The 25175-nt window shown below is 37.1% G+C and carries 22 protein-coding genes; 16 read left to right on the top strand and 6 right to left on the bottom strand.

Annotation, left to right across the window (positions count from 1 at the left end; genetic code table 11):
- Window positions 1-20: 20 nt before the first annotated feature.
- Together CZ225_RS12025 and CZ225_RS12030 are read left to right on the top strand one after the other, a co-directional pair.
- On the top strand, window positions 21-2342 hold the full coding sequence (locus CZ225_RS12025; protein WP_077155805.1) for an ABC transporter permease: 2322 nt from the start codon (window positions 21-23) through the stop codon (window positions 2340-2342).
- Window positions 2343-2355: 13 nt separating this feature from the next.
- Window positions 2356-4677 carry an ABC transporter permease gene (locus tag CZ225_RS12030; RefSeq protein ID WP_077155806.1) on the top strand — a complete coding sequence of 774 codons (2322 nt, stop codon included), beginning with the start codon at window positions 2356-2358 and terminating at the stop codon, window positions 4675-4677.
- Between the two features lie 255 nt (window positions 4678-4932).
- Here the strand turns inward: CZ225_RS12030 and CZ225_RS12035 are convergent, their stop codons facing one another.
- Window positions 4933-5910 (bottom strand): Gfo/Idh/MocA family protein, encoded by a 978-nt coding sequence (locus CZ225_RS12035; protein ID WP_077155807.1) that lies wholly within the window; start codon window positions 5908-5910, stop codon window positions 4933-4935.
- Between the two features lie 1112 nt (window positions 5911-7022).
- Here CZ225_RS12035 and CZ225_RS12045 point away from each other — a divergent pair.
- Window positions 7023-7394, top strand: a complete 372-nt coding sequence (locus CZ225_RS12045; RefSeq protein ID WP_077155808.1) for a hypothetical protein — start codon at window positions 7023-7025, stop codon at window positions 7392-7394.
- Window positions 7395-7426: 32 nt separating this feature from the next.
- Window positions 7427-7774 carry a lipocalin-like domain-containing protein gene (locus tag CZ225_RS12050; RefSeq protein ID WP_077154232.1) on the top strand — a complete coding sequence of 116 codons (348 nt, stop codon included), beginning with the start codon at window positions 7427-7429 and terminating at the stop codon, window positions 7772-7774.
- Window positions 7775-7858: 84 nt separating this feature from the next.
- Here CZ225_RS12050 and spt read toward each other — a convergent pair whose 3' ends face one another.
- Window positions 7859-9043 carry a serine palmitoyltransferase gene (gene spt, locus CZ225_RS12055; protein WP_077154233.1) on the bottom strand — a complete coding sequence of 395 codons (1185 nt, stop codon included), beginning with the start codon at window positions 9041-9043 and terminating at the stop codon, window positions 7859-7861.
- 218 nt (window positions 9044-9261) lie between these two features.
- Between spt and CZ225_RS12060 the strand changes: the two genes are divergently transcribed.
- The 4 genes from CZ225_RS12060 to CZ225_RS12075 all read left to right on the top strand — a co-directional run bounded on the left by CZ225_RS12060 (window position 9262) and on the right by CZ225_RS12075 (window position 14490).
- Window positions 9262-10287: a diacylglycerol/lipid kinase family protein gene (locus CZ225_RS12060; protein ID WP_077154234.1), complete on the top strand. Its 1026-nt coding sequence runs from the start codon at window positions 9262-9264 to the stop codon at window positions 10285-10287.
- A gap of 109 nt (window positions 10288-10396) precedes the next feature.
- Window positions 10397-12163, top strand: a complete 1767-nt coding sequence (gene aspS / locus CZ225_RS12065) for an aspartate--tRNA ligase (RefSeq protein WP_077154235.1) — start codon at window positions 10397-10399, stop codon at window positions 12161-12163.
- 3 nt (window positions 12164-12166) lie between these two features.
- Window positions 12167-14104, top strand: a complete 1938-nt coding sequence (locus CZ225_RS12070; protein WP_077154236.1) for an LTA synthase family protein — start codon at window positions 12167-12169, stop codon at window positions 14102-14104.
- A complete protein-coding gene (locus CZ225_RS12075; RefSeq protein ID WP_025074145.1) occupies window positions 14101-14490 on the top strand; it encodes a GtrA family protein in 390 nt (129 codons plus the stop codon). The genes CZ225_RS12070 and CZ225_RS12075 overlap by 4 nt, the downstream gene beginning before the upstream one ends.
- Window positions 14491-14499: 9 nt before the next feature.
- Here CZ225_RS12075 and CZ225_RS12080 read toward each other — a convergent pair whose 3' ends face one another.
- From CZ225_RS12080 to CZ225_RS12090, 3 genes are read right to left on the bottom strand one after another with little or no spacing between them, the layout of a single operon-like run.
- A complete protein-coding gene (locus tag CZ225_RS12080; protein ID WP_077154237.1) occupies window positions 14500-15384 on the bottom strand; it encodes a carbon-nitrogen hydrolase in 885 nt (294 codons plus the stop codon).
- An 8-nt stretch (window positions 15385-15392) separates the two neighbouring features.
- Complete coding sequence (locus CZ225_RS12085; protein ID WP_077154238.1) at window positions 15393-16508, bottom strand: agmatine deiminase family protein; 1116 nt, start codon at window positions 16506-16508, stop codon at window positions 15393-15395.
- An 18-nt stretch (window positions 16509-16526) separates the two neighbouring features.
- On the bottom strand, window positions 16527-17069 hold the full coding sequence (locus CZ225_RS12090) for a ferredoxin domain-containing protein (RefSeq protein WP_077154239.1): 543 nt from the start codon (window positions 17067-17069) through the stop codon (window positions 16527-16529).
- An 85-nt stretch (window positions 17070-17154) separates the two neighbouring features.
- Here CZ225_RS12090 and CZ225_RS12095 point away from each other — a divergent pair, with 85 nt between their 5' ends.
- The 4 genes from CZ225_RS12095 (at window position 17155) to CZ225_RS12110 (ending at window position 19988) form a co-directional block, all read left to right on the top strand.
- Complete coding sequence (locus CZ225_RS12095) at window positions 17155-17775, top strand: ABC transporter ATP-binding protein (RefSeq protein ID WP_077154240.1); 621 nt, start codon at window positions 17155-17157, stop codon at window positions 17773-17775.
- 12 nt (window positions 17776-17787) lie between these two features.
- Window positions 17788-18582, top strand: a complete 795-nt coding sequence (locus tag CZ225_RS12100; RefSeq protein WP_077154241.1) for an ABC transporter permease — start codon at window positions 17788-17790, stop codon at window positions 18580-18582.
- On the top strand, window positions 18579-18851 hold the full coding sequence (locus CZ225_RS12105; RefSeq protein ID WP_077154242.1) for a hypothetical protein: 273 nt from the start codon (window positions 18579-18581) through the stop codon (window positions 18849-18851). Before CZ225_RS12100 ends, CZ225_RS12105 begins: the two co-directional genes overlap by 4 nt.
- Window positions 18852-19607: 756 nt before the next feature.
- Window positions 19608-19988, top strand: coding sequence for a VOC family protein (locus tag CZ225_RS12110; RefSeq protein ID WP_077154243.1), 381 nt, complete (start codon window positions 19608-19610; stop codon window positions 19986-19988).
- Between the two features lie 4 nt (window positions 19989-19992).
- On the opposite strand, the gene CZ225_RS12115 is transcribed toward CZ225_RS12110, so the two are convergent.
- Window positions 19993-20409: a DUF4891 domain-containing protein gene (locus CZ225_RS12115; RefSeq protein ID WP_077154244.1), complete on the bottom strand. Its 417-nt coding sequence runs from the start codon at window positions 20407-20409 to the stop codon at window positions 19993-19995.
- A gap of 106 nt (window positions 20410-20515) precedes the next feature.
- Between CZ225_RS12115 and CZ225_RS12120 the strand changes: the two genes are divergently transcribed.
- The 4 genes from CZ225_RS12120 (at window position 20516) to CZ225_RS12135 (ending at window position 25152) form a co-directional block, all read left to right on the top strand.
- Complete coding sequence (locus CZ225_RS12120) at window positions 20516-21610, top strand: Nif3-like dinuclear metal center hexameric protein (protein WP_077154245.1); 1095 nt, start codon at window positions 20516-20518, stop codon at window positions 21608-21610.
- A gap of 4 nt (window positions 21611-21614) precedes the next feature.
- Window positions 21615-22448: a zinc ribbon domain-containing protein gene (locus CZ225_RS12125; RefSeq protein WP_077154246.1), complete on the top strand. Its 834-nt coding sequence runs from the start codon at window positions 21615-21617 to the stop codon at window positions 22446-22448.
- Between the two features lie 137 nt (window positions 22449-22585).
- A complete protein-coding gene (locus tag CZ225_RS12130; RefSeq protein WP_077154247.1) occupies window positions 22586-23983 on the top strand; it encodes an efflux transporter outer membrane subunit in 1398 nt (465 codons plus the stop codon).
- A gap of 35 nt (window positions 23984-24018) precedes the next feature.
- Entirely contained in the window at window positions 24019-25152 is a 1134-nt protein-coding gene (locus CZ225_RS12135; RefSeq protein ID WP_077154248.1) for an efflux RND transporter periplasmic adaptor subunit, read from the top strand.
- The last annotated feature ends 23 nt before the right edge of the window (window positions 25153-25175 follow it).

Raw genomic sequence — 25175 nt, forward strand, 5'->3', positions numbered from 1 at the left:
ACGAAAAGTAAGAAACTATGATGATACGACACAATTTAAAAATTGCATTTCGCAACCTTTTGAAGTACAAAGTACAAATGGGGATCAGCATTATTGGTCTATCAGTAGGCTTTGTCTGCCTTTCCCTGTCTTTGCTGTGGATTCGTTATGAAACGTCTTATGATTCATTTCATAAAGGAGTAGATCGAATCTATCTTGCAGGTGGCCGCAATGTTCTAGAATCAGATATGTTTCATTACCTTTCAGACTGTTTACTATATGACTACTTGGTGAAAAACTGTCCCGAAATTGAAACTGCTTGCCGTATTCGCCCTATACAATCGTCCAATGAAAAACTAAAATACAAGGATACTGAATTTCAACTGCCACAAATAGAAGTGGATTCCAGTTCTATCTCTATGTTTAATATTACTGTGCTGGATGGAAATACACCTTTACATTTAAACGCAAATCAAATAGCTATTACAGAGCGAGCAGCCAGACAGATATTTGGTAAAGAATCTCCGATAGGCAAACAGCTAGTATTTCCCGAAAAACAGAATGAGGAAAAAACAATTGTTGCCGTAGTTCAATCATGGGAAGGCCCTTCCTTATTTCCTTTCGACATTTTGTTACCGTTTGACGAAGAATCTATTTATAAAGTGTATACACTCTTTCGAGTATATCCTAATAGTAATTTAAAAGCGTTAGAAAAGAAATTAGAAAACGTCAAAGTTCTAAGAAATGGAGTGGAATGGCCTTTATTTCCCTTGATTGTCAAATTGACAGAGCTAAGAGAGCTCCATCCGGACAAAAATGTGAATGTTAAAATGAATCATATTCGTATGTTTGCTTCCATTGGTGCTTTGGTTATCATATGTGGGTTATGCAATTATCTAACTATGTTTATCACACGTATACGAATGCGTAAACGAGAATTAGCTTTACGAAAAGTGAATGGGGCATCTAATAAAAGTTTGCTAACATTGATTCTTTCAGAACTGCTCTTATTACTTTGTATATCTTTGGGAATAGGATGTATGTTGATAGAACTCATTTTGCCAACATTTAAAAAGCTATCACAAATTAATGAGAGTACTTCATTTTTTTATATTGAAATACTGACTTATATGATAGTGCTAATTGGACTCACTACTATCATTGCAGTTATACTGATACATTATTTCAACAAGCGAACTTTATCTGACAGTATTAGTCATAAATCAGACATTCACTTTTCCAGTTGGTTTTATAAAGCCTGTATATTATTTCAATTATTCATCGGCATCGGTTTTGTGTTTTGTACTTTAGTCATGATGAAACAATTGGATTTTTTACTGAATACAAATGAGCTTGGACTAGACCGGCATAACGTAGGAGCAATATTGAAAATGCGTGATTGTGAGGATATTCCTTGGGAAACAATATTAGATCAGAATCCTGATGTAATTAAACATTTGGAATATTTTCCGACTCCGATTCCTAAATCGTCTGTTATGAGTTCTGAAATCTCTGACTGGGATGGTAAGTCTATAGAAGAACAGCCCATTGAGGCGGAAAATATGTACATTAATCAAGAGTATGTTGATTTCTTTGGAATAAAATTAGTAGAGGGCAGCATGCCAGAGAAAGAAACAGACATTCTCATTAATGAAACCGCAGTAAAAGCATTGGGGTGGAAAGATCCTGTTAATAAGAAAATAATTAATGCTGGTACTTCAGCGACTGTAAAAGGAGTCATAAAAGACATTTATCTGCAATCTCCAATGTATCCGATACTTCCGACAATATATTCTATAGACCAACCCTACACGCGTTTTAAAATAAAATCAGATTACCTTTTTAAAGTGAAAGAAGGTACCTGGAATAAAGTATCGAAGCAGTTGTCGGAGGAGTTGAAGAAAGCTTGTCCGAATACAGAATTGAGATTAGTGAATCTGGATGAAGTTTATAAGAGTTATATGAAATCGGAGCAAAATTTGATAGTACTATTAAGTGTAGTATCTGTAATCTGTATCATAATTTCAGTATTTGGTGTTTTCTCATTAGTGACTTTGTCATGTCAGCAGCGTCGTAAAGAAATTGCAATTCGGAAAATAAACGGAGCTAGTGTGGGAATTATTCTAAATATGTTTTTCAAAGAGTACATACTATTACTCATCATCTCATCCTGTATTGCTTTCTCCATAGGATATGTTATTATGAAACATTGGCTCGAAGGATATGTGAAACAAACATCCATCACTTGGTGGCTTTTGGGAGGAATATTTGTATTGATGGCACTTATCATTTTCCTCTGTATTATCTGGAGGATATGGAAGACTGCACGGCAGAATCCGGCAGAAGTAATAAAAAAGGAATAATTAATAGATTATGATGATAGAACATTATTTAAAAATAGCATTTCGGAACCTGCTGAAGTACAAAGTACAGATGGGCATTAGTATTATCGGACTGTCGGCAGGTTTTGTATGTCTCTCCCTGTCTCTGTTGTGGATTCGTTATGAGATGTCTTATGACTCTTTTCATGAAGGAGCCGATCGTATTTATCTGGCAGGTAGTCGTGCTCAGTTAGAAAAGGACGGTTTTGATTATGAAACCAAGAATCAAATACGGAGCTATCTGATAAAGAATTGTCCGGAAGTAGAAATAGCGTGCAGCATTTGGCCTGCAAGAGCCGAATATTGTGGAGTAAGATACGAAAAAGGAGACGAGTTTTTACTGCCGGAAATAGACGCTGATACTAGTTTTGTTTCCATGTTCGTTACGGTATTGGAGGGAAACACTCCTTTGCGCTTGGACAACACGCAAATAGCCATTACAGACAAAGCTGCCAAAAGGATCTTCGGTAAAGAATCTCCGTTAGGCAAAGAATTGGCATTTACCAAAAGAAAGGATAGAACAAAGACGATTGTTGCTGTTGTCAAGTCGTTTGAAGGACCGTCTTTATTCTCTTTTGATATTTTACATCCCTATTTCGAGGAAGAAAGTGCAGGGCTTGTATATACACTGTTTAGGGTTCATCCGAACAGTGATATAAAGAAACTGGAGGACAGATTGAAGGATGTCAAACTTCTGGATAATGGATATGAATGGCCCACACCGACTTCTATTGCTCCTTTGGCTAAGTTAAGAGTTCTCCATCCACGAGAAGACATGAATGTCAAGATGGAGTATGTTTGGTTGTTTGCATGTATTGGTGCGTTGGTGGTTATCTGCGGATTATGCAATTATTTGGCTGTACTCGTCACTCGCATCAGGATGCGTAAGCGCGAGTTGGCTATCCGAAAGGTAAATGGAGCTTCTGACGGAAACTTATTGGCGTTGGTTCTGTCGGAGCTACTCCTGCTGCTTGTTTTATCCTTTAGTGTAGGAGCTATGGTGATTGAACTGATTCTGCCGGATTTCAAGCAATTGTCACAAATCAACGAAAGCACCTCCTTCTTTTATCGTGAGATTTTGATTTATATGCTGTCCTTGATCGGGATTAGTGTTGCCATCGCTACTGTCCTTGTTTATTATACCAACAAGCGGACACTTTCCGACAGAATAAGTCGGAGAGCGGATCTTCATTTCTCCGGTTGGTTTTATAAAGGTAGTCTGTTGTTTCAGTTATTTATCAGTATTGGTTTTGTATTCTGCACATCGGTGATGATGAAGCAACTGAATTATGTTTTGAATACCACCGAACTAGGTTTGGATCGTCACAATGTGGGTGTATTCACAGAAATTTATCATTGTGAAGAGGTGCCTTGGAGCAATATTTTGAGTCAAATGCCGGATGTAATCGATCATTTGGATGATTCCAGCACTCCGATTCCCAGATCAAGCTTATTTATTAACGAGATTTCCGATTGGGAGGGGAAGCTTTCGGAAAGTCAGCCTATCGATGCCGAGCTTTTGTATATCAACCAAAAGTATGTTGATTTCTTTGGGATACAGATCCTGCAAGGAGAGATGTTCAATGAGAAGAACAGCGACGAGGTGCTCATTAATGAAACAGCTGCAAAAGCATTGGGATGGAAAGATCCTGTTGGGAAGAATATGACTTTTCATGGACAGAAGGTGATAGTAAAAGGTGTTATTAAAGATATTTATCATCGCTCTCCTATACATCCGGTAGAACCGGCTGTCTTTAAGCTGAATCCGAATAAAGAACATAATCGGAACTGTATTTTCAGAGTAAAGGAAGGGAGCTGGAACAAAGTTTGTAATGCGTTGATGGCAGAGGCAAAGAAAGCGGGTCCGGATGCCAGAGTAACGCTGAGGAATATGGACGAGGTTTACAACGGTTATATGAAATCGGAATTGAATCTGACGAAATTGCTGAGTGTGGTTTCTATTATCTGTATTGTGATTTCTGTGTTCGGCATCTTCTCTTTGGTCACTTTGTCCTGCCAGCAACGCCGTAAGGAGGTGGCGATCCGGAAAGTGAACGGTGCCAGTGTGGGAGTGATTCTGAATCTGTTTTTCAAAGAATATATGATATTGCTCGTCATTGCTTCTTGTATGGCTTTCTCGTTGGGTTATGTCATTATGAAACATTGGCTCGAGGTGTATATGAAGCAGACCTCTATCGATTGGTGGGTATATGCCGGTGTCTTTGCATTGATGGCGTTGATTATCTTCCTGAGTATTATTTGGAGAGTATGGAAAACTGCCCGGCAGAACCCCGCTGAAGTGATTAAAAGTGAATAAAATAAGATTGTTTATTTGAATGAAACAGTTTCAACAGTCCATAATCATTATTTTTTAGTGAGTATCTATAAGTGTTGTATGTTATCATTTTGTTCTGTTATTCTGGACATTGCGAATAATCTACTCTTTTGGAGCTAATAAAGAGGAGATTCCTCGCAATGTTTTTTGAATGATAGAATGATATAGCTTACAGGCTTTGCAAGCAGTCTCTAAAATTGCTTATTGATAATTTATTTCGTTTTTGAAATAGCTTCGTTATTCAAATGGATACTTAACTCCCCATTCTTCGCGCAAGGCATCCATCTGTTTCATTATGCGAATCGTTTCGGCATGTGGCATATAAGGCGATTCCACCCAGCCATTTTCTATGGCTTCGATAGCCGCTGAAATTTCATATTCAAAACCTGTAATTTGTTTAGGAGCCTGATATTCGGCAATAAGATGATAACTATTGTCTATAACCTTCACTGACTGAGGATTATTAATATTTTCTACGATGATGCAACCTCTATCACCTGAAATAATACCTAAACGGTCGGTCTGGGCGTACATAGAACAAGATAGTATTGCCATACGATCAGCGGAATAAAACTGCGTGATGCTATCTTGTGCATCGACTCCTGATTCTGTTTTTATACAAGTTGTCGATGTGTTCTTGACTTCAGTACCGAAAATCATTGCCGCAAAGTTTAGTGTATATACACCTACATCCAAGAGTGCGCCTCCGGCAAGCTCTGGTTTTATCAATCTTTCCTTATCGCGAATAACATAACCGAGATTAGCAGTCAGAAAGAAAGGCTTTCCGATTATTTCACTTTGAACTAATTCCGTTATTTTCCGGGATAAAGGCATATAGCGAGTCCAAATGGCTTCAGCAATAAATACCCGCTTTTCTTGTGCTAGCTTCAATAATTCTTCTGCTTGACGCGCATTGGCGGTAAAAGCTTTTTCACATAATACAGGTTTCCCTTTTAGAATGCACATCCTTGCTTGTTCGTAGTGCATGGCATGTGGAGTTGCAATGTAGATTAAATCCACAGTCGGGTCGTCTGCCAATTCTTCATAAGATCCATAAGCATGCGAGAAACCCCATTCTTTGGCAAAATTTTCTGATTTCGCAATATCACGTGAAGCAATCGCATAACGTTCCACTCCTTCCATATTGGCTAACGTGTGTGCCATTTTTCGGGCAATGTGTCCGGCACCGATAATACCTATCTTATAAGTTTTCATATCTATTACATTTATATTATATAAAGTTGGAGAATGAAGTAATATTATTCCTTTTTTCAAAAATACAAAAAAGGAATAAACGAACCAATTTTTTCTTTCATTTAAGTGATGACGTGCCATTAATGAAATTCCTGCAAACGTGGAATATTAAAATGACAAAATGACATTTTGATATTCCTGATCTTCATGAATCGTTTTTTTTAATGTAGAGGGACTATGAATTGTTTTTTTCAATTATAGAGAGGGTAGGGCTTATCATAGTTTTATATATAGAGCTTCTGAATGAAATATATGTTTGTTCCTTCCAAAATTCTCTTTCTTTTTGTTGCAGCTTTTGCTCTTTACATCCGTTTTTTGATAGATTCAAAATGCTTGTGTATAACTCCAATCTAGGAGTAAATTTGTTGAAAAAGTAAAGATCTCAAACATCATTTCAGGTTTGTCGTCATTATGCAATGCTTTTGATGACACAAAGCGGTGCTTTTAGTGACACTATCCGTATATTTTGGTATAATCATCCCATTGTTTTTTCCAAAATATACGGTAGTTTATTCCAAAACATACGGTAGATTATGGCAGAATTACCGTATATTTTACGATTTATTGCAATATCTTTATTTATTAGACATCAATATTTTAAAGAACGAGATAGCATATATCTCAGTTTTCTGTGTTAATGTCAGTATAATCAATCAAATGCTATCTTTATGTCATTTATTAATTTAACTTTTTTGATTGTGATTTTATGTTCTACTCTTTTTTAGATGTATCCAGGCGTAGCGTACTCCTTCATATAATTGTTTATTGAGTTCTAAACGATATGTATTACCATGGGATTGGTATGCGTCGGAATATAAGTTCTTCACAAAGAGTTTTTAGAATTGGTTATTGTGAAGAAATTCTCGATTATTATCATAGAGCACAAGAAATAGCTGTACAAGAGATACAAATAAAAGCTTTACCGGAAATAGAAATGTACAATAATAAAGAATATAATAAAATTATCGATTTATAAACTTGAAAATGTATTCCATAAAAAAAGAAATGATTTTTATTTTTTTATAGGAAAAGACAGATAGAAAAAATTATCTTTGTTCTTTAAATGTATGTTTATGAATAAATCAATAGTTTCTCTGGCAGTTATAACTATAATTTATTTTAGTTCTTGCCAGCCAAAGAATGGGCAAACGACAAATAATGATGATCAAGTTATTGATAGCATAACTGCTCATACTGAGGATGAAAAAGTACTTACTGGTGTTATAGAAGACGCTTCAATGAATAATTTCATGTTAATTACAGAAAAAGAAGACACTATATTTATTAGTACAATGGATCAGGAACCAAGCGAAGTTAGTGGTTTCGAACTGGGAGATACAGTGAAAGTAAATTATATAGAAGAGGAAGAAGAGCCAGGATTAAGCACAATTATTACTGCTAAAAAAGTGGTTATAATAGGAAAAAGGAACAAATATACGGAATAATACATTTTTTATAACTTAATAAAATATATGGCATGAAAAAGAAAATGTTAGGAGTAGTGATGCTTTTAGGTATATTAACTGCATGTGGAGGTAATTCAATGTCTGTAGTAGGAGCATGGGTAGAACCGGTTCCAGGTATGGAAGGAAAAGTACAAGGTGTTAAAATAGAAGAGGGAGGAAATGCTTCTTCTATCAATATGGCTACATTAGTCTATGAAAGTTGGAAACAAAAAGGCGATCAGCTGATTTTGACAGGAAAAAGTATTGGAAACGGACAGACGATTGAATTTACCGATACATTGGAAATTATAAAGTTGAGTGCTGACTCTTTGATTTTGGATAATGGAGAAATAGAGTTCCACTACGCAAAACAAAAATAAGAATCAGAATTAGCTTAGATAGAAAAAAGCTACTCTCGAACCTTGAATAAGAGAGTAGCTTTATTTATTTAAAGAAATGATAAGTTACAGAATATCCAATGCTTTAAAGGCTTTCGTTAGCTTTTCTACTGCACTGTCAATTTGTTCTTTAGTATGTGTTGCCATTAATGCCACGCGTACCAATGTGTCTTGCGGTGCACATGCCGGTGGAATCACCGGATTAATAAATACTCCTTCATCAAAAGCTAATTTAGTTACCATGAAAGTCTTGTCCGTATCACGTACATAAAGAGGAATAATCGGAGATTCAGTAGCACCGATCTCGAAACCTGCTTCACGGAAACGCTTTAATGCATAGTTAGTTGCTTCCCACAGAGCTTCAAGTCTCTCTGGTTCATTCTGGATGATATGCAAAGCTTCTAAAGCTGCGGCAGTAGCAGCCGGAGTATTGGATGCACTGAAAATATAAGTACGTGCATTGTGACGTAGCCAATTAATAATAGATTCATCAGCAGCAATGAATCCGCCAATAGAAGCCAATGACTTGCTAAAAGTACCCATAATAAGGTCTATTTCGTCTGTCAAACCAAAATGATCACAAACACCACGGCCTTGCTTTCCGAACACTCCTAGACCATGAGCTTCGTCCACCATGATTGTTGCGTTGTATTTATGCTTCAAGCGTACTATTTCGGGTAAATTTGCCAAATCACCTTCCATAGAGAACACGCCATCGACTACAATCAGTTTAACAGAATCCGGATTGCACTTTTGAAGTTGCTTTTCCAAATCTGCCATATCATTATGTTTGTACTTTAATTGCTGTGAAAAAGAGAGGCGACGACCATCTACGATAGATGCATGGTCACGATCGTCACAAATAATGTAATCGTTACGATCCGTCAGACAAGAGATAACTCCGGAATTGACAGTGAAGCCTGTTGAAAAACAAAGAGCTTCATCTTTACCAACGAATGTTGCGAGTTCTTTCTCTAACTGAACATGAAGGTCGAGTGTGCCATTCAAGAAACGTGAACCAGCACAACCGGAACCGTATTTACGCATGGCATTAATGCCTGCCTCAATTACTCTTTCATCTCCTGTAAGGCCAGTGTAAGCATTAGAACCGAACATTAAAACTTTATGTCCGCCCATTTCTACTTCTGTTCCCTGTTTTCCTTCGATCTCACGGAAATATGGGTAAACGCCTTTTGCCATAAATTGTTGCGGCAAATTGTACTTAGCTAACTTCTCTTGTAATAATCCCATGAATTAAATTTATTATGCCAATACTCAGACCATTCACGATGGTCTCACATCCTTTTTTCTTAACAAGTGTTTAAAACAGGGGGCAAAGATAACAAATTTTGTTTTTATCTGTTCTTTTTAAGAGAAAAAAGTTGCTCTTATGCGATTAGAAACCTCCAATAGATTAAAATTTAATATATTTGTATTACTTTTGTCGTCTACAATCGACAAAAATTAGCATGAACGAAAGAATGAAGAAAATTATATTCGTCGTTAATCCGATCTCAGGAACCCAGAGTAAAGAATTAATTCTTAGCTTATTGGATGAGAAAATAGACAAGACGAGATACACTTGGGAAGTAGTGTATACAAAAAGAGCCGGTCATGCAGTGCAAATAGCCGCTAAAGCCGCCGAAGATAAAGCCGATATAGTAGTAGCCATCGGAGGGGATGGAACAATTAATGAAATAGCTCGTTCATTAGTCCATACAGACACTGCTTTAGGAATTATTCCATGTGGTTCTGGTAATGGGTTGGCACGACATTTGCATATACCGTTAGAACCTAAGAAAGCATTAGATATACTTAATGAAGGTTATCTGAATGTGATAGATTATGGCAAAATTAATAATACAGACTTTTTCTGTACTTGTGGAGTAGGGTTTGATGCTTTTGTAAGTCTGAAGTTTGCCCATGCAGGAAAACGCGGATTATTGACTTATTTAGAAAAGACGCTGCAGGAAAGTCTTAAATATCAGCCGGAAACATATGAATTAGAAACTGAAAATGGAGTAGCTAAATATAAAGCTTTTCTGATAGCTTGTGGAAATGCCTCGCAATATGGGAATAATGCATATATTGCTCCGCAAGCTACATTAACAGACGGATTGTTGGATGTGACAATTCTTGAACCTTTTACTGTATTGGATGTACCTTCACTTGCTTTCCAATTATTTAATAAAACAATTGACCAGAATAGTCGTATCAAGACTTTTCGCTGTAAAAAGCTCTGCATCCGTCGTGCAACTCCAGGAGTCGTACATTTTGATGGAGACCCGATGGAAACTGGTGCAGAGGTGAATATCGAATTAATTCAGAGAGGTCTTCATGTCGTTGTTCCGTATCTTGAAGAAAAAGATCCGGCAAATGTCCTTCAGAAAGCACAAGAATACGTGAGTGGAATAAAGTTAATGAATGAAGCGATAGTAGACAATATAACAGATAAAAACAAGAAAATATTAAAAAAACTGACCAAGAAAGGGTGAGAATTTTATTAATTACTAACTACTAATTACAAATTATTACGTACTTTTGCAGTGTTTTGGTCGATCCAGAATGTGAATAGGAATGATAATTGTTTAAATATTAAAATATATGTTCAGAACACACACATGCGGAGAATTGAGAATCTCCGATGTAAATAAACAAATCACGCTGTCCGGATGGGTACAGCGTAGCCGTAAAATGGGAGGAATGACATTCGTTGATTTACGTGACCGTTACGGCATCACCCAATTAGTATTTAATGAAGAAATTAATGCTGAGCTTTGTGATCGTGCCAATAAGCTGGGACGCGAATTTGTTATTCAGGTTACGGGAACGGTAAACGAACGTTTTAGCAAGAATGCAAATATTCCTACCGGAGACATTGAAATTATTGTCTCTGAGCTGAATGTACTGAACACAGCTTTAACTCCTCCATTTACTATCGAAGATAACACAGATGGAGGTGATGATATTCGTATGAAATACCGTTATCTGGATTTACGTCGTAATGCTGTTCGTTCTAACTTGGAATTACGTCATAAAATGACTATCGAGGTTCGTAAATATCTGGATAGTCTGGGATTTATTGAAGTAGAAACTCCTGTATTAATTGGATCTACTCCAGAAGGGGCACGCGATTTTGTAGTACCTTCACGTATGAATCCAGGACAGTTCTATGCACTTCCACAATCTCCTCAAACTTTGAAACAATTGTTGATGGTTTCCGGTTTCGACCGTTATTTTCAGATTGCAAAATGTTTCCGTGATGAAGACTTACGTGCGGATCGTCAGCCTGAGTTTACACAAATTGACTGTGAAATGAGTTTTGTAGAACAGGAAGATATAATTAACACTTTTGAAGGAATGGCAAAACATCTGTTCAAGACTCTACGTAATGTAGAATTTACAGAACCATTCCAAAGAATGTCTTGGTCTGACGCAATGAAATATTATGGTAGCGATAAACCTGACTTGCGTTTCGGTATGAAATTTGTCGAACTCATGGACATTATGAAGGGGCATGGCTTTTCTGTATTTGACAATGCTGCTTATATTGGTGGAATTTGTGCAGAAGGTGCTGCAACTTATACTCGTAAACAATTAGATGCTTTGACTGAATTTGTAAAGAAGCCACAGATTGGTGCCAAGGGTTTAGTCTATGCACGTATAGAAGCAGACGGTACCGTAAAATCAAGCGTAGACAAGTTCTACACTCAAGCGGTTTTGCAGCAAATGAAAGAAGCATTCGGAGCTAAACCGGGTGATTTGATTCTAATTTTGTCAGGTGATGATATAATGAAGACGTGTAAACAATTGAATGAGCTTCGTTTGGAAATGGGTTCTCAATTAGGATTACGTGACAAGAACAAATTCACTTGTTTGTGGGTGGTTGATTTCCCAATGTTTGAATGGAGCGAAGAAGAAGGACGTTTGATGGCTATGCATCATCCATTTACTCATCCGAAAGAGGAAGATATTCCATTGTTGGATACAGATCCCGCTGCTGTACGTGCAGATGCTTACGATATGGTAGTAAACGGTGTAGAAGTAGGTGGTGGTTCAATTCGTATACACGATGCAAAATTACAAGCAAAGATGTTTGAAATACTAGGCTTCACTCCTGAAAAGGCTGAAGCGCAGTTTGGTTTTCTGATGAATGCTTTCAAGTATGGTGCTCCTCCTCATGGTGGTTTGGCCTATGGACTTGATCGTTGGGTATCTCTTTTCGCTGGCTTAGATTCTATTCGCGACTGTATAGCCTTCCCAAAAAACAATTCAGGACGCGACGTTATGTTAGATGCTCCGTCTGCTATTGACCAGTCCCAACTTGACGAATTAAATCTGATTGTTGAAATCAAAGAAAACAATAAGTAAACGATGAGTAAATATCGTTATCTTTATAATACCACCCTGTCACTCATAAGCAATCTGTTATTAGTGATGGGGTGCTTTATTCTCTGTCGTATTATATTTCTAGCAGAAAATTGGAGTGCTTTTTCCGATTTAACAGCACGAAGAATTTGGAGGATGTTCGAAGGTGGATTTCTTTTTGATACTTCTGCTATTTTGTATACTAATCTCCTGTATATTTTTCTAATGTTGATTCCTCTTCATTATAAGGAAAATATCATCTATCAGAAAATTACTAAAGGAATTTTTGTTGTAACAAACTTAATCGTAATCATCATGAACCTGATGGATACGGTTTATTTCCAATATACACATCGAAGAACAACAGCATCTGTATTCAGTGAGTTCAAAAATGAAGGAAATCTAGGAGGCATTTTTGGAACAGAGCTAATAAATCATTGGTATTTGACATTGTTAGCTGTAGCTTTCGGTTATGTGTTATTTAAACTTTACTGCAAGCCTAGAGTAGTGAAAGTGAACCATCTGCCTGTATACTATACAGTTAATCTAATAATTTTAGGAGTGGCTGTTTATTTATGTGTCGGTGGTATGCGTGGTGGCTTTACAGGTATGGTACGCCCCATTACAATCAGTAACGCCAATAAGTATGTAGACCGTCCCATAGAAACGGGAATTGTATTAAATACACCGTTTTCTGTATATCGTACTTTGGGTAAGAAGCCATTCATGGTGCCTCAATATTTTGATAAGGAAAAATTGGAAACAATCTATTCTCCAATACATCTCCCCAAGGATAGTACCCAATTTCGTCCACTCAATGTAGTAGTCTTTATATTGGAGAGTTTTGGTAAAGAAAACAGTGGTTTCTTAAATGAGGATTTAGACAATGGAACTTATAAAGGCTACATGCCTTTTCTGGATTCTATCATGTCTGAAGGTTTGACTTTTAAATATTCATTCTCTAATGGAATGAAGAGTATTGACGGTATGCCTTCTGTATTATCAGGGATACCAATGTTTGTTGAACCGTTTTTCTTGACTCCGGCTTCCTTGAATACAGTATCCAGCATAGGAGGGGAGTTAAAAAAGAAAGGTTATCATACGGCCTTTTTCCACGGTGCAGATAATGGTTCGATGGGGTTTGAAGCTTTTGCGCGGACTGTTGGGTATACTCACTATTATGGACGTACTGAATATAATGAAGCAAATCCGGGGAACAAAGATTTTGATGGTCATTGGGGAATTTGGGACGAAAAGTTTTTTCAATTCTTTGCCAATACCTTGTCTACTTTCCAACAACCTTTTGCTGCTGCTTTATTCAGTCTATCTTCTCATCACCCGTTTGCAGTGCCAACAGAGTACGAGGGTATTTTTCCAAAAGGGAATAAGGCAATTCGGCAATGTATAGGATATACAGACAATGCGTTGAAACTATTTTTTGAAAAAGTATCTAAAGAGCCATGGTATAAAAATACATTATTTGTATTTACAGCCGATCACACCAACTCCCAAGAACGTCCTGAATATGAAACTGAAAGTGGTCTTTTCTCTGTTCCAATCGTCTTTTACCAACCGGGAACCGATTTGAAAGGATATCGGAAAGAAATGATTGCGCAACAGATTGATATTATGCCTACTGTATTGGGATATTTAGGTTATGATAAACCATATATTTCGTTTGGATGTGATTTATTGAATACTCAACCGGAGGATACTTATGCTGTAAACTATATCAATGGTATTTATCAATTTTTCAAAGGTGAGTATTTATTGCATTTTGATGGTCAGAAATCAATTGCCATGTATGCATTTAAAACAGATAAGTTATTAGAGCACAATTTATTGGGAGAAGTTGCCGGTCAGCAGCAAATGGAGGATGAGCTTAAAGCAATCATCCAACAATACATGACACGTATGAACAATGATGAATTGGTAATAAAATGAAAGAATCAATACGTATATTTCGTTTCATAATAATCGGTACAATGAATGCTTTGATAATGGCATTAGTTGTATGGCTAATGATGGAAAGTCTATCATTCGAGGGGGATTATCTGGTTGCGAATATAACTGCGTATGTGATAGCTCAGATTCATAATTTCATTTGGTGTAAATACTGGATCTTCCCAACAGAAAAAAGGAAGAACAATATTTGGAAACAAATACTGTTCTTCTGTTCTGCTTTCGGGATAGCGTACACTGCCCAGTTCCTTTTTCTCATTCTTTTAGTAGAAGGGTTGGATGTCAATGAATATCTAGCCCAATTTCTCGGTTTATTTATCTATGGAGGAGTAAATTTTGTGGTTAATAAGAAGATAACTTTCAAATAGAAAGTATCTCTAGTCCAGAAAGCGTTTTGTAAGCCCCTCGAATTCATCAATTCGTCGATCACGTAGAAAAGGCCACCAACGACGGACATTTTCCGAACGTTCCATATCAATTTCAACAACCATATTTTCAGCATGATCATTGCCCGCTTGTGCTAAAAATTCTCCTTGCGGTCCTGCTACAAAACTATTTCCCCAGAATAAAATACCATTGGTCTGACCTGAAGGATCAGGTTCATGTCCTACACGATTGACTGAGATAACAGGAAGACCATTTGCAACGGCATGGGCACGTTGGGAAATAATCCACGCATTAAGTTGGCGAGTCTTTTCATCATCAGTATCATTACTTTCCCAACCAATAGCAGTAGGATAAATCAAAAGCTCAGCACCGTTCAAAGCCATCAAACGAGCTGCTTCGGGATACCATTGATCCCAACATACCAATACTCCAAGCTTTCCTAATGAAGTTTGAATAGGTTTGAAGCCTATATCCCCCGGAGTAAAATAGAACTTTTCGTAATAGGCAGGATCATCCGGAATATGCATTTTACGATATTTTCCGGCGATACTACCATCGCGGTCAAATACTACAGCAGTGTTATGATATAATCCCGGTGCCCGTTTTTCGAAAAGAGAAGTGACAAGAACAACTTTGTTAGCAGCAGCCAGTTCTGAATAGAAACCTGTTGAAGGACCAGGGATAGGCTCAGCAAGGTCAAATAAGTTTGGATTTTCAGTCTGGCAAAAATAAAGAGAGTTGTGTAGTTCCTGAAGTACAATCAATTGTGCACCATGAATAGCACAAGCTTCTATACTTTTTGCCAAATTCATTAAATTGGCTTTTATATCCGCAGTATTGGATTGTTGAATTAATCCTACTTTTATTTTTCTCATATACGATTTTATTTGATGACTCCTAAAGGATATTGCATAGTGACACAATGTAGAGATCCATGCTGTTTGATGAGGGCACGGCAATCTATTCCTATAATTTCGTGTTTGGGAAATGCCTGTTGTAACACTTCCCTCGCTTTATGATCATTTTCCGGCTGATCATAGGTAGGATAAAGAATAACTTCATTCATGATCAGAAAGTTTGCATAAGTAGCAGGCAGACGTTCGCCATCTTCCTCTATTTTATTCACCATCGGCAACGCCATCAACCTGTAAGGTTCACCGGCTAATGTACGAAAAGTTTTTAGTTGTTCCTCCATGTCATGAAGAGATTTATAATGCTCATCTTCGCTATTGTCACATTTTACGTATGCAATAGTATTGGGAGAACAAAAACGTGCCAATGTATCAATATGACTGTCCGTATCGTCACCGGCAAGATAGCCATGATCTAACCATAAGATTCTTTGTAAATGAAAGGTTGATTTCAAATATTCTTCAATTTCTACTTGATTCAGTCGTTTATTTCTGTTGGGAGACAGTAAGCATTCTGAGGTAGTCAATAATGTTCCCATTCCATCACTTTCAATGGATCCTCCTTCTAATACAAAATCGAGGTGATTAACATAGACTCCTTTTAATGCCCCAGCTTCTAGAGCATGCCGAGTAATTTGGTTATCTAACCCAGATGCATATTTCAATCCCCATCCGTTAAAAGCAAAGTCTAGCAAGGAAGGATTGCCCTCATCAATCATAGTGATCGCCCCATGATCTCGTGCCCATGTATCATTGGTTTCACATTTAAGAAAACGGACGTTGTCCATATTGACTGTTGCCTCAATCTGACCTCTTACAGCCTCAGGTTCCGGAGTAACGATTAGTAAAATCTCACGTTTCGCGATCTCTTGAGCAATGTTTAAGAAACATTCTTGTACTTCATTCAACATGTACGCCCAATCAGTACCAGCATGAGGCCATGTTAGTTGAATACCACTTTGCTGATGCCATTCAGCAGGCAGATGAGGTGCCCTTACCTCTACTTGTTCGGTAATAATCTTGCCAAAATTTAATTGTAAATCCTTCTCCGAACCACCGGAACGGGGGAGCCCAACAATGATTCCCATTCGTATGTTGTTATTTTATTATTTATTATCCTCTTGTTTAGGTTTCCGATCAAAGAACGGATTCTTGGACGATGCACTTACTGGAATTGCCATAACCGTTTTACAGTTTTTCAACCAATTCAAACGTTGAGCAGCTAATCCTGCAGAAAACATGACACGGGTATCAACTCGCATATCAGCTGCTGTTGCACAAGCAGAACCTATTGCAATTCCTACATCGATACTATTTATGGTACAAGGAACTCCCTCTGTACGGCTGGTACAAGTTGCAAATCCGCAATATCCGCAATTTAATCCTTGTGCTTGTTCACGTGTACCTATTAATATAACACATTCAGCGTTCAGGATGTTGTCAGCATCACGGAGAAAAAATTTCATTCCATGTTCTTCTACCATAGCTATCATAGTGTCTGACAGTTGTTTAATTTCTTCGTCAGTAATTAAAGCTACTTCAATAATATCAATACCCTTTCCTTTTGGAGCCGTACGGGCAGCAGTCATCATTTGGCGTGCAACCTGTAAAATATGCTCATGACGGGCATCTCTTTCGTTTAGTATCATAACTTTATTGAATTAATTAGTGAGGCAAAGATAACGTTTTTCAAGAAAATACTACCTTTGCCGGAAAGAAAGAATTAAAAACGTCATGTTACATATTAACAATGCTTGTGTTGCTTTTGGACCAGAAGTTCTTTTTTCCAGATTTAATCTACATTTGGAAAAGGGAGAGACTGCCTGCATCGTTGGACAATCCGGCTGTGGAAAAACATCGATATTGAATGCAGTGATGGGATTTGTACCATTAAAGGAGGGCACTATCAAAGTGGGGGAAACATTGTTAGGTAAATCAACGATTGACATCATCCGTCGGCAAATTGCATGGATTCCTCAAGAATTGGCACTTCCATTTGAATGGGTGAAAGAAATGGTAGCTTTACCTTTTGATTTAAAAGTAAATCGTTCTATTCCTTTTTCGGAAAAACGATTGTTTGCTTGCTTTAATGAGTTAGGATTGGAACATGAATTGTATTTTAAGAGAGTAAATGAAGTTTCGGGAGGACAACGGCAGCGAATAATGCTGGCTGTTGCTGCAATGCTTAACAAGCCACTGATTATTATTGATGAACCTACTTCAGCGTTGGATGCTGACTCAACAGACAGAGTTTTAACCTTTTTTCGTCAGCAAGCGGAAAAAGGAGCCGCTGTACTAGCTGTATCACATGATAAAGATTTCGCATCAGGTTGTCATTATGTAATAGAATTATAAAAAGAATTATTCGTGGGAACTATCGATATCACATACTTTAATTTATTTATAGGTTTGCTTCTGCTTGCCATTCCTTTTTTTTATCTCTGGAAGTTCAAGACCGGACTACTAAAACCTGCAATGATTGGAACATTACGAATGATTATTCAATTGTTCTTCATTGGTATGTATCTGAAATATCTTTTTTTATGGAACAATCCTTGGATTAATTCGCTTTGGGTGATTATTATGATCTTTGTAGCAGGGCAAACTGCGTTGGTACGTACTCAATTAAAAAGAAAAATCTTACTTATTCCTCTTTCTGTAGGTTTTCTCTGTAGTGTTATACTCGTAGGAATGTATTTTATAGGTATTGTACTCCAACTAAACAATGTTTTCAGTGCTCAATATTTTATTCCGATAGCTGGAATCTTGATGGGAAATATGTTATCTAGTAATGTAATTGCACTTAATACCTATTACAGTGGACTGAAGCGCGAACAACAACTATACCGTTATTTATTAGGAAATGGAGCAACACGACAAGAGGCCCAGGCACCGTTCATCCGCCAGGCTATTATTAAATCATTCAGTCCTTTAATAGCAAATATTGCAGTAATGGGATTGGTAGCTCTTCCTGGAACCATGATAGGGCAGATATTGGGGGGAAGTAGTCCTAATGTGGCTATTAAATATCAGATGATGATTATGGTGATTACGTTTACTGCATCCATGCTTTCATTAATGATTACCATATCATTAGCATCACGTAGATCATTTGATGCATACGGAAAACTATTAGATGTAACAAAAGAACCAAGGAAATGACAATTGTTGATCAGATTTTCCAAAAAGTAGCGGAAGTATCTATTCCAAAATTCTTCATTACAGTAGAATTTTCGACAGTGGGTAAAGATATGCCGAAACATTTGGATGCATTCTTATGGGAGAAATATGAATTAATCCTTCATGGAGCAAATGGACGGAAATTTATATATAGAGAAGGAGATTGGCGGATGATTCTTACTTTTTTCCCTACAGATCGCGTTGTAGATGAACATTATGCTTTAAAAAATAAGGTGCAGATAAAAAAATAAGAAGAAATTCCTAGAACTCTTGAGCTCAGTCTGATACAAGCTCGTTAAACTTTTCATTAACTCTTATGTCGCAATCGCAGTAAATGCAATTACCTCCCATATTCTTCAGCTTATTTCCGAGTCCGGTTTTCCGTATCCACATTTTCATTGTATTATAAGTGATGAACAGAAGTATTAATAGATTAGTTCTTCTCTTCCTATAACAAACTTTATTTTCTTTAATAGTAAAGTTGTTTTTTATCCTTTGCAATCTATAAACTGAACTTTCATTTGTATAAATGCAAGTTCAGTTTATGTAAACGCAAGTTCCGTTTATACAACTGCAACTTTTGTTTATAGTTTATTCCTAATAAAAAATAATTTCTCTATCAGAAGAAAAGAAGTTAGGTATTAAAGGAGAGAAAGTTTGTTAATAATAGAATGGATGTTTACTATTAAGGAGTTTAAAAGTTATCTGTCGTCCATATAATAAAAGAGGATGATAGCAGGAACCGGCAAAGGTGATAGGTGATAGATGAGGTGATAGATAAAATAACAACCTATCACCACTCCAAAACACGATATACAGCGAGTTTCCGAAGGTTGGTGATAGGTTGATAGAGAAATTGATGTTTTATCTTAGGAGGAAGAAATCAAATAATATTCGCATGAATTCTTCTGATAATTACTTTGCTGTAACGATTTTGACATACATCAATGTCATTTTTAGTTTCTTTCTTTATCTTTGCAGAAAATAAATTGTAATATAATAAAGCTATGAAAATTAATCATATTGCTCTATGGACCAATCAATTAGAAGAACTTCGTGAATTCTATACTAAATATTTCGATGGTCGTACAAACGAAAAATATATAAATCCCCAAAAAGGTTTTGAATCCTATTTTATGCGTTTCGAAGAAGGAGCTGCATTAGAAATAATGCGGAAAATAAATATTACCGAACCGGATAGCGTATTACATATTGGATTGGCACATTTTTCTTTTTCTGTAGGTAGTAAAGAAGCTGTTATAGGATTTATAGAACGCTTCCGTAAAGATGGATATACCATTGCAAGCGAACCCCGTACTACTGGAGATGGCTTTTTTGAGGGAAGTATTCTTGATCCGGACAATAACTTAGTGGAAATTACCATTTAGTATATTACTGCATTATCTTTTTTTCTCTATCTCCCCATAGACAACGAAGTTGAACAATTTGCTCTCCAGGTTTTATATAACCACCTTCAAACATTATTGGGGGAACCATGAATTTGGCAAGATAATGACGTATGTACTTATTTACACCTGGTGTTTGCTCTTTAACAAACTCCAGGAGATCGACTTTACCGTCTTCGTGAATAAACACTTTTGCTTTGATTGTGCGAAAAGCATATTCTTTGGCATATTTATATTTCGCTTTATCAATCCAAAATATAGCTGTCACTTTTATAGTATCGTCTATAGCAGTTTCTGCGTCGTTAGCATTTTTAATAATAGCCTCGTTAATACTTTCTTTTTGCTTTAACTGACAGGAAACAATCAAAAAGATTATGAGAAAGAAAGCCGGAATTGTTTTCATTGCGTTCAATTATTAAAGATATGCGACGAATTTACTAAAAAAACGATAACAAAAAGCATTCTTTCTTCTTTTTTCGCTATATTTGCATCCAAATTTTCTACAAATAATGAAAATTAAAGAAATAGTATGCGCCCTTGAACAATTCGCGCCTCTGCCATTGCAAGACGGATTCGATAATGCCGGCCTGCAAATCGGATTGACAGATGCGGAAGCTGCAGGGGCTTTGTTGTGTCTTGACGTTACTGAAGCTGTGTTAGATGAAGCTATTGCGCTAGGATTCAATCTGGTGATTTCGCATCATCCGCTTATTTTTAAAGGATATAAATCCATTACTGGAAAGGATTATGTTGAACGTTGTATTTTGAAAGCGATAAAAAACGATATCGTTATCTATTCGGCACACACTAATCTTGATAATGCCCAAGGCGGGGTAAACTTTAAAATAGCTGAGAAAATTGGTTTGAAGAACATACGTATTCTTGAGCCTAGAGAAAACTGTCTGATGAAGTTAGTAACCTTTGTGCCTTTTGCACAAGCTGATGCTGTCAGACAAGCATTGTTTTCCGTAGGTTGTGGAAACGTAGGTAACTATGATTCATGTAGTTACAATCTGAATGGAGAAGGAACATTTCGTGCAAAAGAAGGAACGCATCCTTTCTGTGGTACTATTGGAGAGTTGCATAGGGAAGGAGAAGTGCGAATAGAAACAATCTTGCCTTCATTTAAGAAAGCAGAAGCAATAAAGGCATTATTGATGGCTCATCCATATGAGGAACCTGTTTTTGATTTGTATCCACTACAGAATGATTGGAAGCAAGCTGGGGCAGGAGTTGTAGGTGAGTTGGAAGAGTCTGAAACGGAACTTGATTTTTTAAGACGTATCAAGAGAACTTTTGAAGTAAGCTGCCTTCGTCATAATAAGCTGACAGGTAGAGAAGTACAGAAAGTTGCACTGTGTGGAGGAGCGGGAGCATTTTTGTTGCCTCAAGCTATTCAGGCAGGTGCAGATGTGTTTATTACAGGCGAAATTAAATATCATGATTATTTTGGTCACGAGGGGAATATTCTTATGGCAGAAATAGGTCATTATGAGAGCGAACAATATACAAAAGAAATTTTTTATTCCATAATCCGGGATTTATTTCCTAATTTTGCACTCCAATTGAGTAAAGTAAATACGAATCCCATAAAATATTTATAGTAAAATGGCTAGAGAAGCAAAAAAAGAACCAAGTGAATTGACAGTAGAGCAGAAACTTAAAACTCTGTTCCAACTTCAAACAATGTTATCTAAGATTGATGAAATCAAAACTTTGAGAGGTGAGCTTCCGTTGGAAGTGCAAGACTTGGAAGATGAAATTGAAGGTTTGAGTACTCGTATTGAGAAAATCAAAGCGGAAGTAGATGAACTGAAAAGTGCAATTGCAGGCAAGAAAGTGGAGATTGAAGCAGCAAAAGCTTCAGTAGAAAAATATAAATCACAGCAAGACAATGTCCGTAACAATCGCGAATATGACTTTCTAACAAAAGAAATAGAATTCCAGACTTTGGAAATTGAGCTCTGTGAGAAGAGAATCAAGGAATTCACAGCTGAAAGAGAAGAAAAGGAAGCAGAAGTTGTGAAAAACGAACATATTTTTGAAGAAAGACAAAAGGATCTGGAAGAGAAAAAAGGTGAACTTGATGAGATCATTTCTGAAACAAAACAAGAAGAAGAAAAACTGAGAGACAAAGCTAAAGATTTGGAAACTAAGATCGAACCACGTCTATTACAGTCATTTAAGCGTATCCGTAAGAACTCTCGTAATGGATTAGGTATTGTATATGTACAGCGTGACGCTTGTGGAGGTTGCTTTAATAAGATTCCGCCTCAGAGACAGTTGGATATCCGTTCTCGCAAGAAAATAATTGTTTGTGAGTATTGTGGACGTATTATGATAGACCCGGAATTGGCAGGAGTACAAGCTGAGCATAAGGCAAATGAAGAAGCTCCGGTTACTACAACCAAGAGAGCTATCAGAAGAAAGTCAGCTGAGTAAAGTACTATAATTGATGATATTTTTCAAAGCCTCGCAATCTGCGAGGCTTTTTTTGTATCCTTTCCTTAACATTTACGAAATAAACAAAGCAAACCGACAATTGTTATCATTTCATTTCATAAAAAACTGAACTGAATATGAATAAACGAGTGTGGAGCCTATCACTCCTTTTGTTACTCTCAACTGTAGCAGCTTTTGCACAAACTGCAAACCGCTATTTGAATGTCCCGCTTCCCGACGAATGGGAAGAAAGTGGAGAGGTATTTCAACAAATACTCCCTGTAGATGATCATTGGTGGAAGTCTTTTCAAGACACCAAACTTGATTCCCTTATTGCATTGGCGGTAGATCGTAATTATTCCGTAGCTATGGCAATGGATCGTATTGCTGCTGCACGTGCTAATCTTTGGATGGAACGTGGAAATTTCTTTCCTTCTATTGCCCTAAATGCCGGATGGACAAGGCAGGAAACTAGTGGAAACACCTCGACTTTGCCTCAATCGACAGATCGTTATTATGATGCTTCTCTTAGTATGAGCTGGGAAGTCGATGTTTTTGGCAGTATCCGTAAACGGGTAAAAGCGCAAAAAGAAAATTTTGCCGCTAGCAAGGAAGAGTATACAGGAGTTATGATTTCTTTAGCAGCCGAAGTCGCTTCTTCTTATATTAATTTGCGCGAATTGCAACAGGAACTTGAAGTAGTTAAAAAGAACAGTGCTTCCCAAGAAGAAGTTCTAAAAATAACGGAAGTTCGGTTTAATACCGGACTGGTAGCAAAATTGGATGTAGCACAGGCAAAGTCTGTTTTGTATAGTACAAAAGCTTCAATTCCACAATTGGAAGCAGGAATTAATCAATATATTACATCATTAGCAGTTTTACTGGGTATGTATCCTCAAGATGTCCGTCCAATCTTGGAACCTGTAGGCAAACTGCCAGACTATATGGAACCGATAGGAATAGGTATGCCTATAGATCTATTAATGCGGAGACCTGATGTAAGAAGTGCAGAGCGAACTGTAAATGCACAAGCAGCATTATTAGGAGCTTCCAAATCGGATTGGTTGCCAAAGGTCTTTTTAAAGGGCTCATTTGGCTATGCTGCACGTGATTTAAATGATTTGATGAAAAGTAAAAGCATGACTTACCAAATTGCTCCGGCATTGAGCTGGACAATCTTTAGCGGAGGACAGTTGGTTAATGCTACGAGATTAGCAAAAGCACAATTGGATGAGTCAATTAACCAGTTCAACCAAACAGTATTGACAGCGGTACAGGAGGCGGATAATGCCATGAATTCTTATAAAAACTCTATCAAACAGATTGTTGCATTACGAGAAGTTCGAAATCAAGGTATTGAAACATTAAAATTATCATTAGATCTTTATAAACAAGGACTTTCTCCTTTTCAGAATGTGCTTGATGCACAACGTTCTTTATTATCATACGAGAATCAGTTGGTTCAAGCTCAGGGAAGTTCATTGCTACAATTGATAGCACTTTATAAAGCCTTGGGAGGTGGTTGGAGAGAATAAAAGAATCTTTATAAATAATATATAACCTAGCAGATATGAAAAAACGAATGTATATTTTTCTTATATTGCCGATATTGATCGGTTGTAAGGAGAAAAAGAGTGTAGGATCAATAGGAGGGATGCCAACTCCGGCTGTCAGTGTAGCGAAACCAATCGTGAAGGATATTACTCTGACAAAAAATTATCCTGGTTATTTAACCACGGAAAAGACGGTAAATCTTGTGGCCAGAGTAAATGGTACATTACAATCTATTTCTTATTCTCCGGGAGGAAGGGTGAAACAAGGACAGTTGCTATTTGTCATAGAACCAACATTGTATAAAGATAAAGTGGCTCAGGCAGAAGCTGAACTTAATACAGCTCAGGCTCAATTGGAATATGCCCGTAATAATTATAGTCGTATGAAAGAAGCTGTCAAAAGTGATGCAGTGAGTCAAATACAAGTTCTTCAAGCAGAATCATCTGTTGCAGAGGGAATTGCAGCAGTAAATAATGCAGAAGCTGCCTTGAGCACTGCTCGTACAAATTTAGGATATTGCTATGTTCATGCTCCGTTTAACGGAACAATTAGCAAAGCGAGCGTAGACGTAGGAAGCTACGTAGGAGGTGCATTGCAACCTGTCACTTTAGCTACTATCTATAAAGATAATCAGATGTACGCCTATTTTAATGTTGCCGATAATCAATGGTTGGATATGTCAATGAATAATCAGTCATCGGAGCGAAATCTTCCTCAGAAAATAATGGTTCAGTTGGGGAAAGAAGGTACAGAATCTTATCCGGCTACTCTGGATTATTTATCTCCAAATGTAGATTTGAATACAGGAACATTAATGGTTCGTGCCAATTTTGACAATCCTCAGGGAGTGCTGAAAAGTGGATTATATGTCAGTATAACTCTGCCTTATAAAGAAGCTAAGAATGCGATTTTAGTAAATGAAGCTTCGATTGGTACCGATCAGTTAGGCAAGTTCTTATATGCTGTTAATGATTCGAATATTGTACATTATCGACATATTGAGGTTGGACAATTAATTAATGATACACTACGGCAAGTTTTGGGAGGTTTCTCACCTCAGGAACGTTACGTTACGGAAGCTCTGATGAAGGTTAGGGATGGCATGAAGGTAAAGGCAATTTCCAATTCGCTTCCAGAAAAAGAGAAATAAGGATAGCCTTGTTAATCATAATT

The organism is Bacteroides bouchesdurhonensis, assembly GCF_900155865.1.
In the GTDB taxonomy this organism is placed as follows: domain Bacteria; phylum Bacteroidota; class Bacteroidia; order Bacteroidales; family Bacteroidaceae; genus Bacteroides; species Bacteroides bouchesdurhonensis.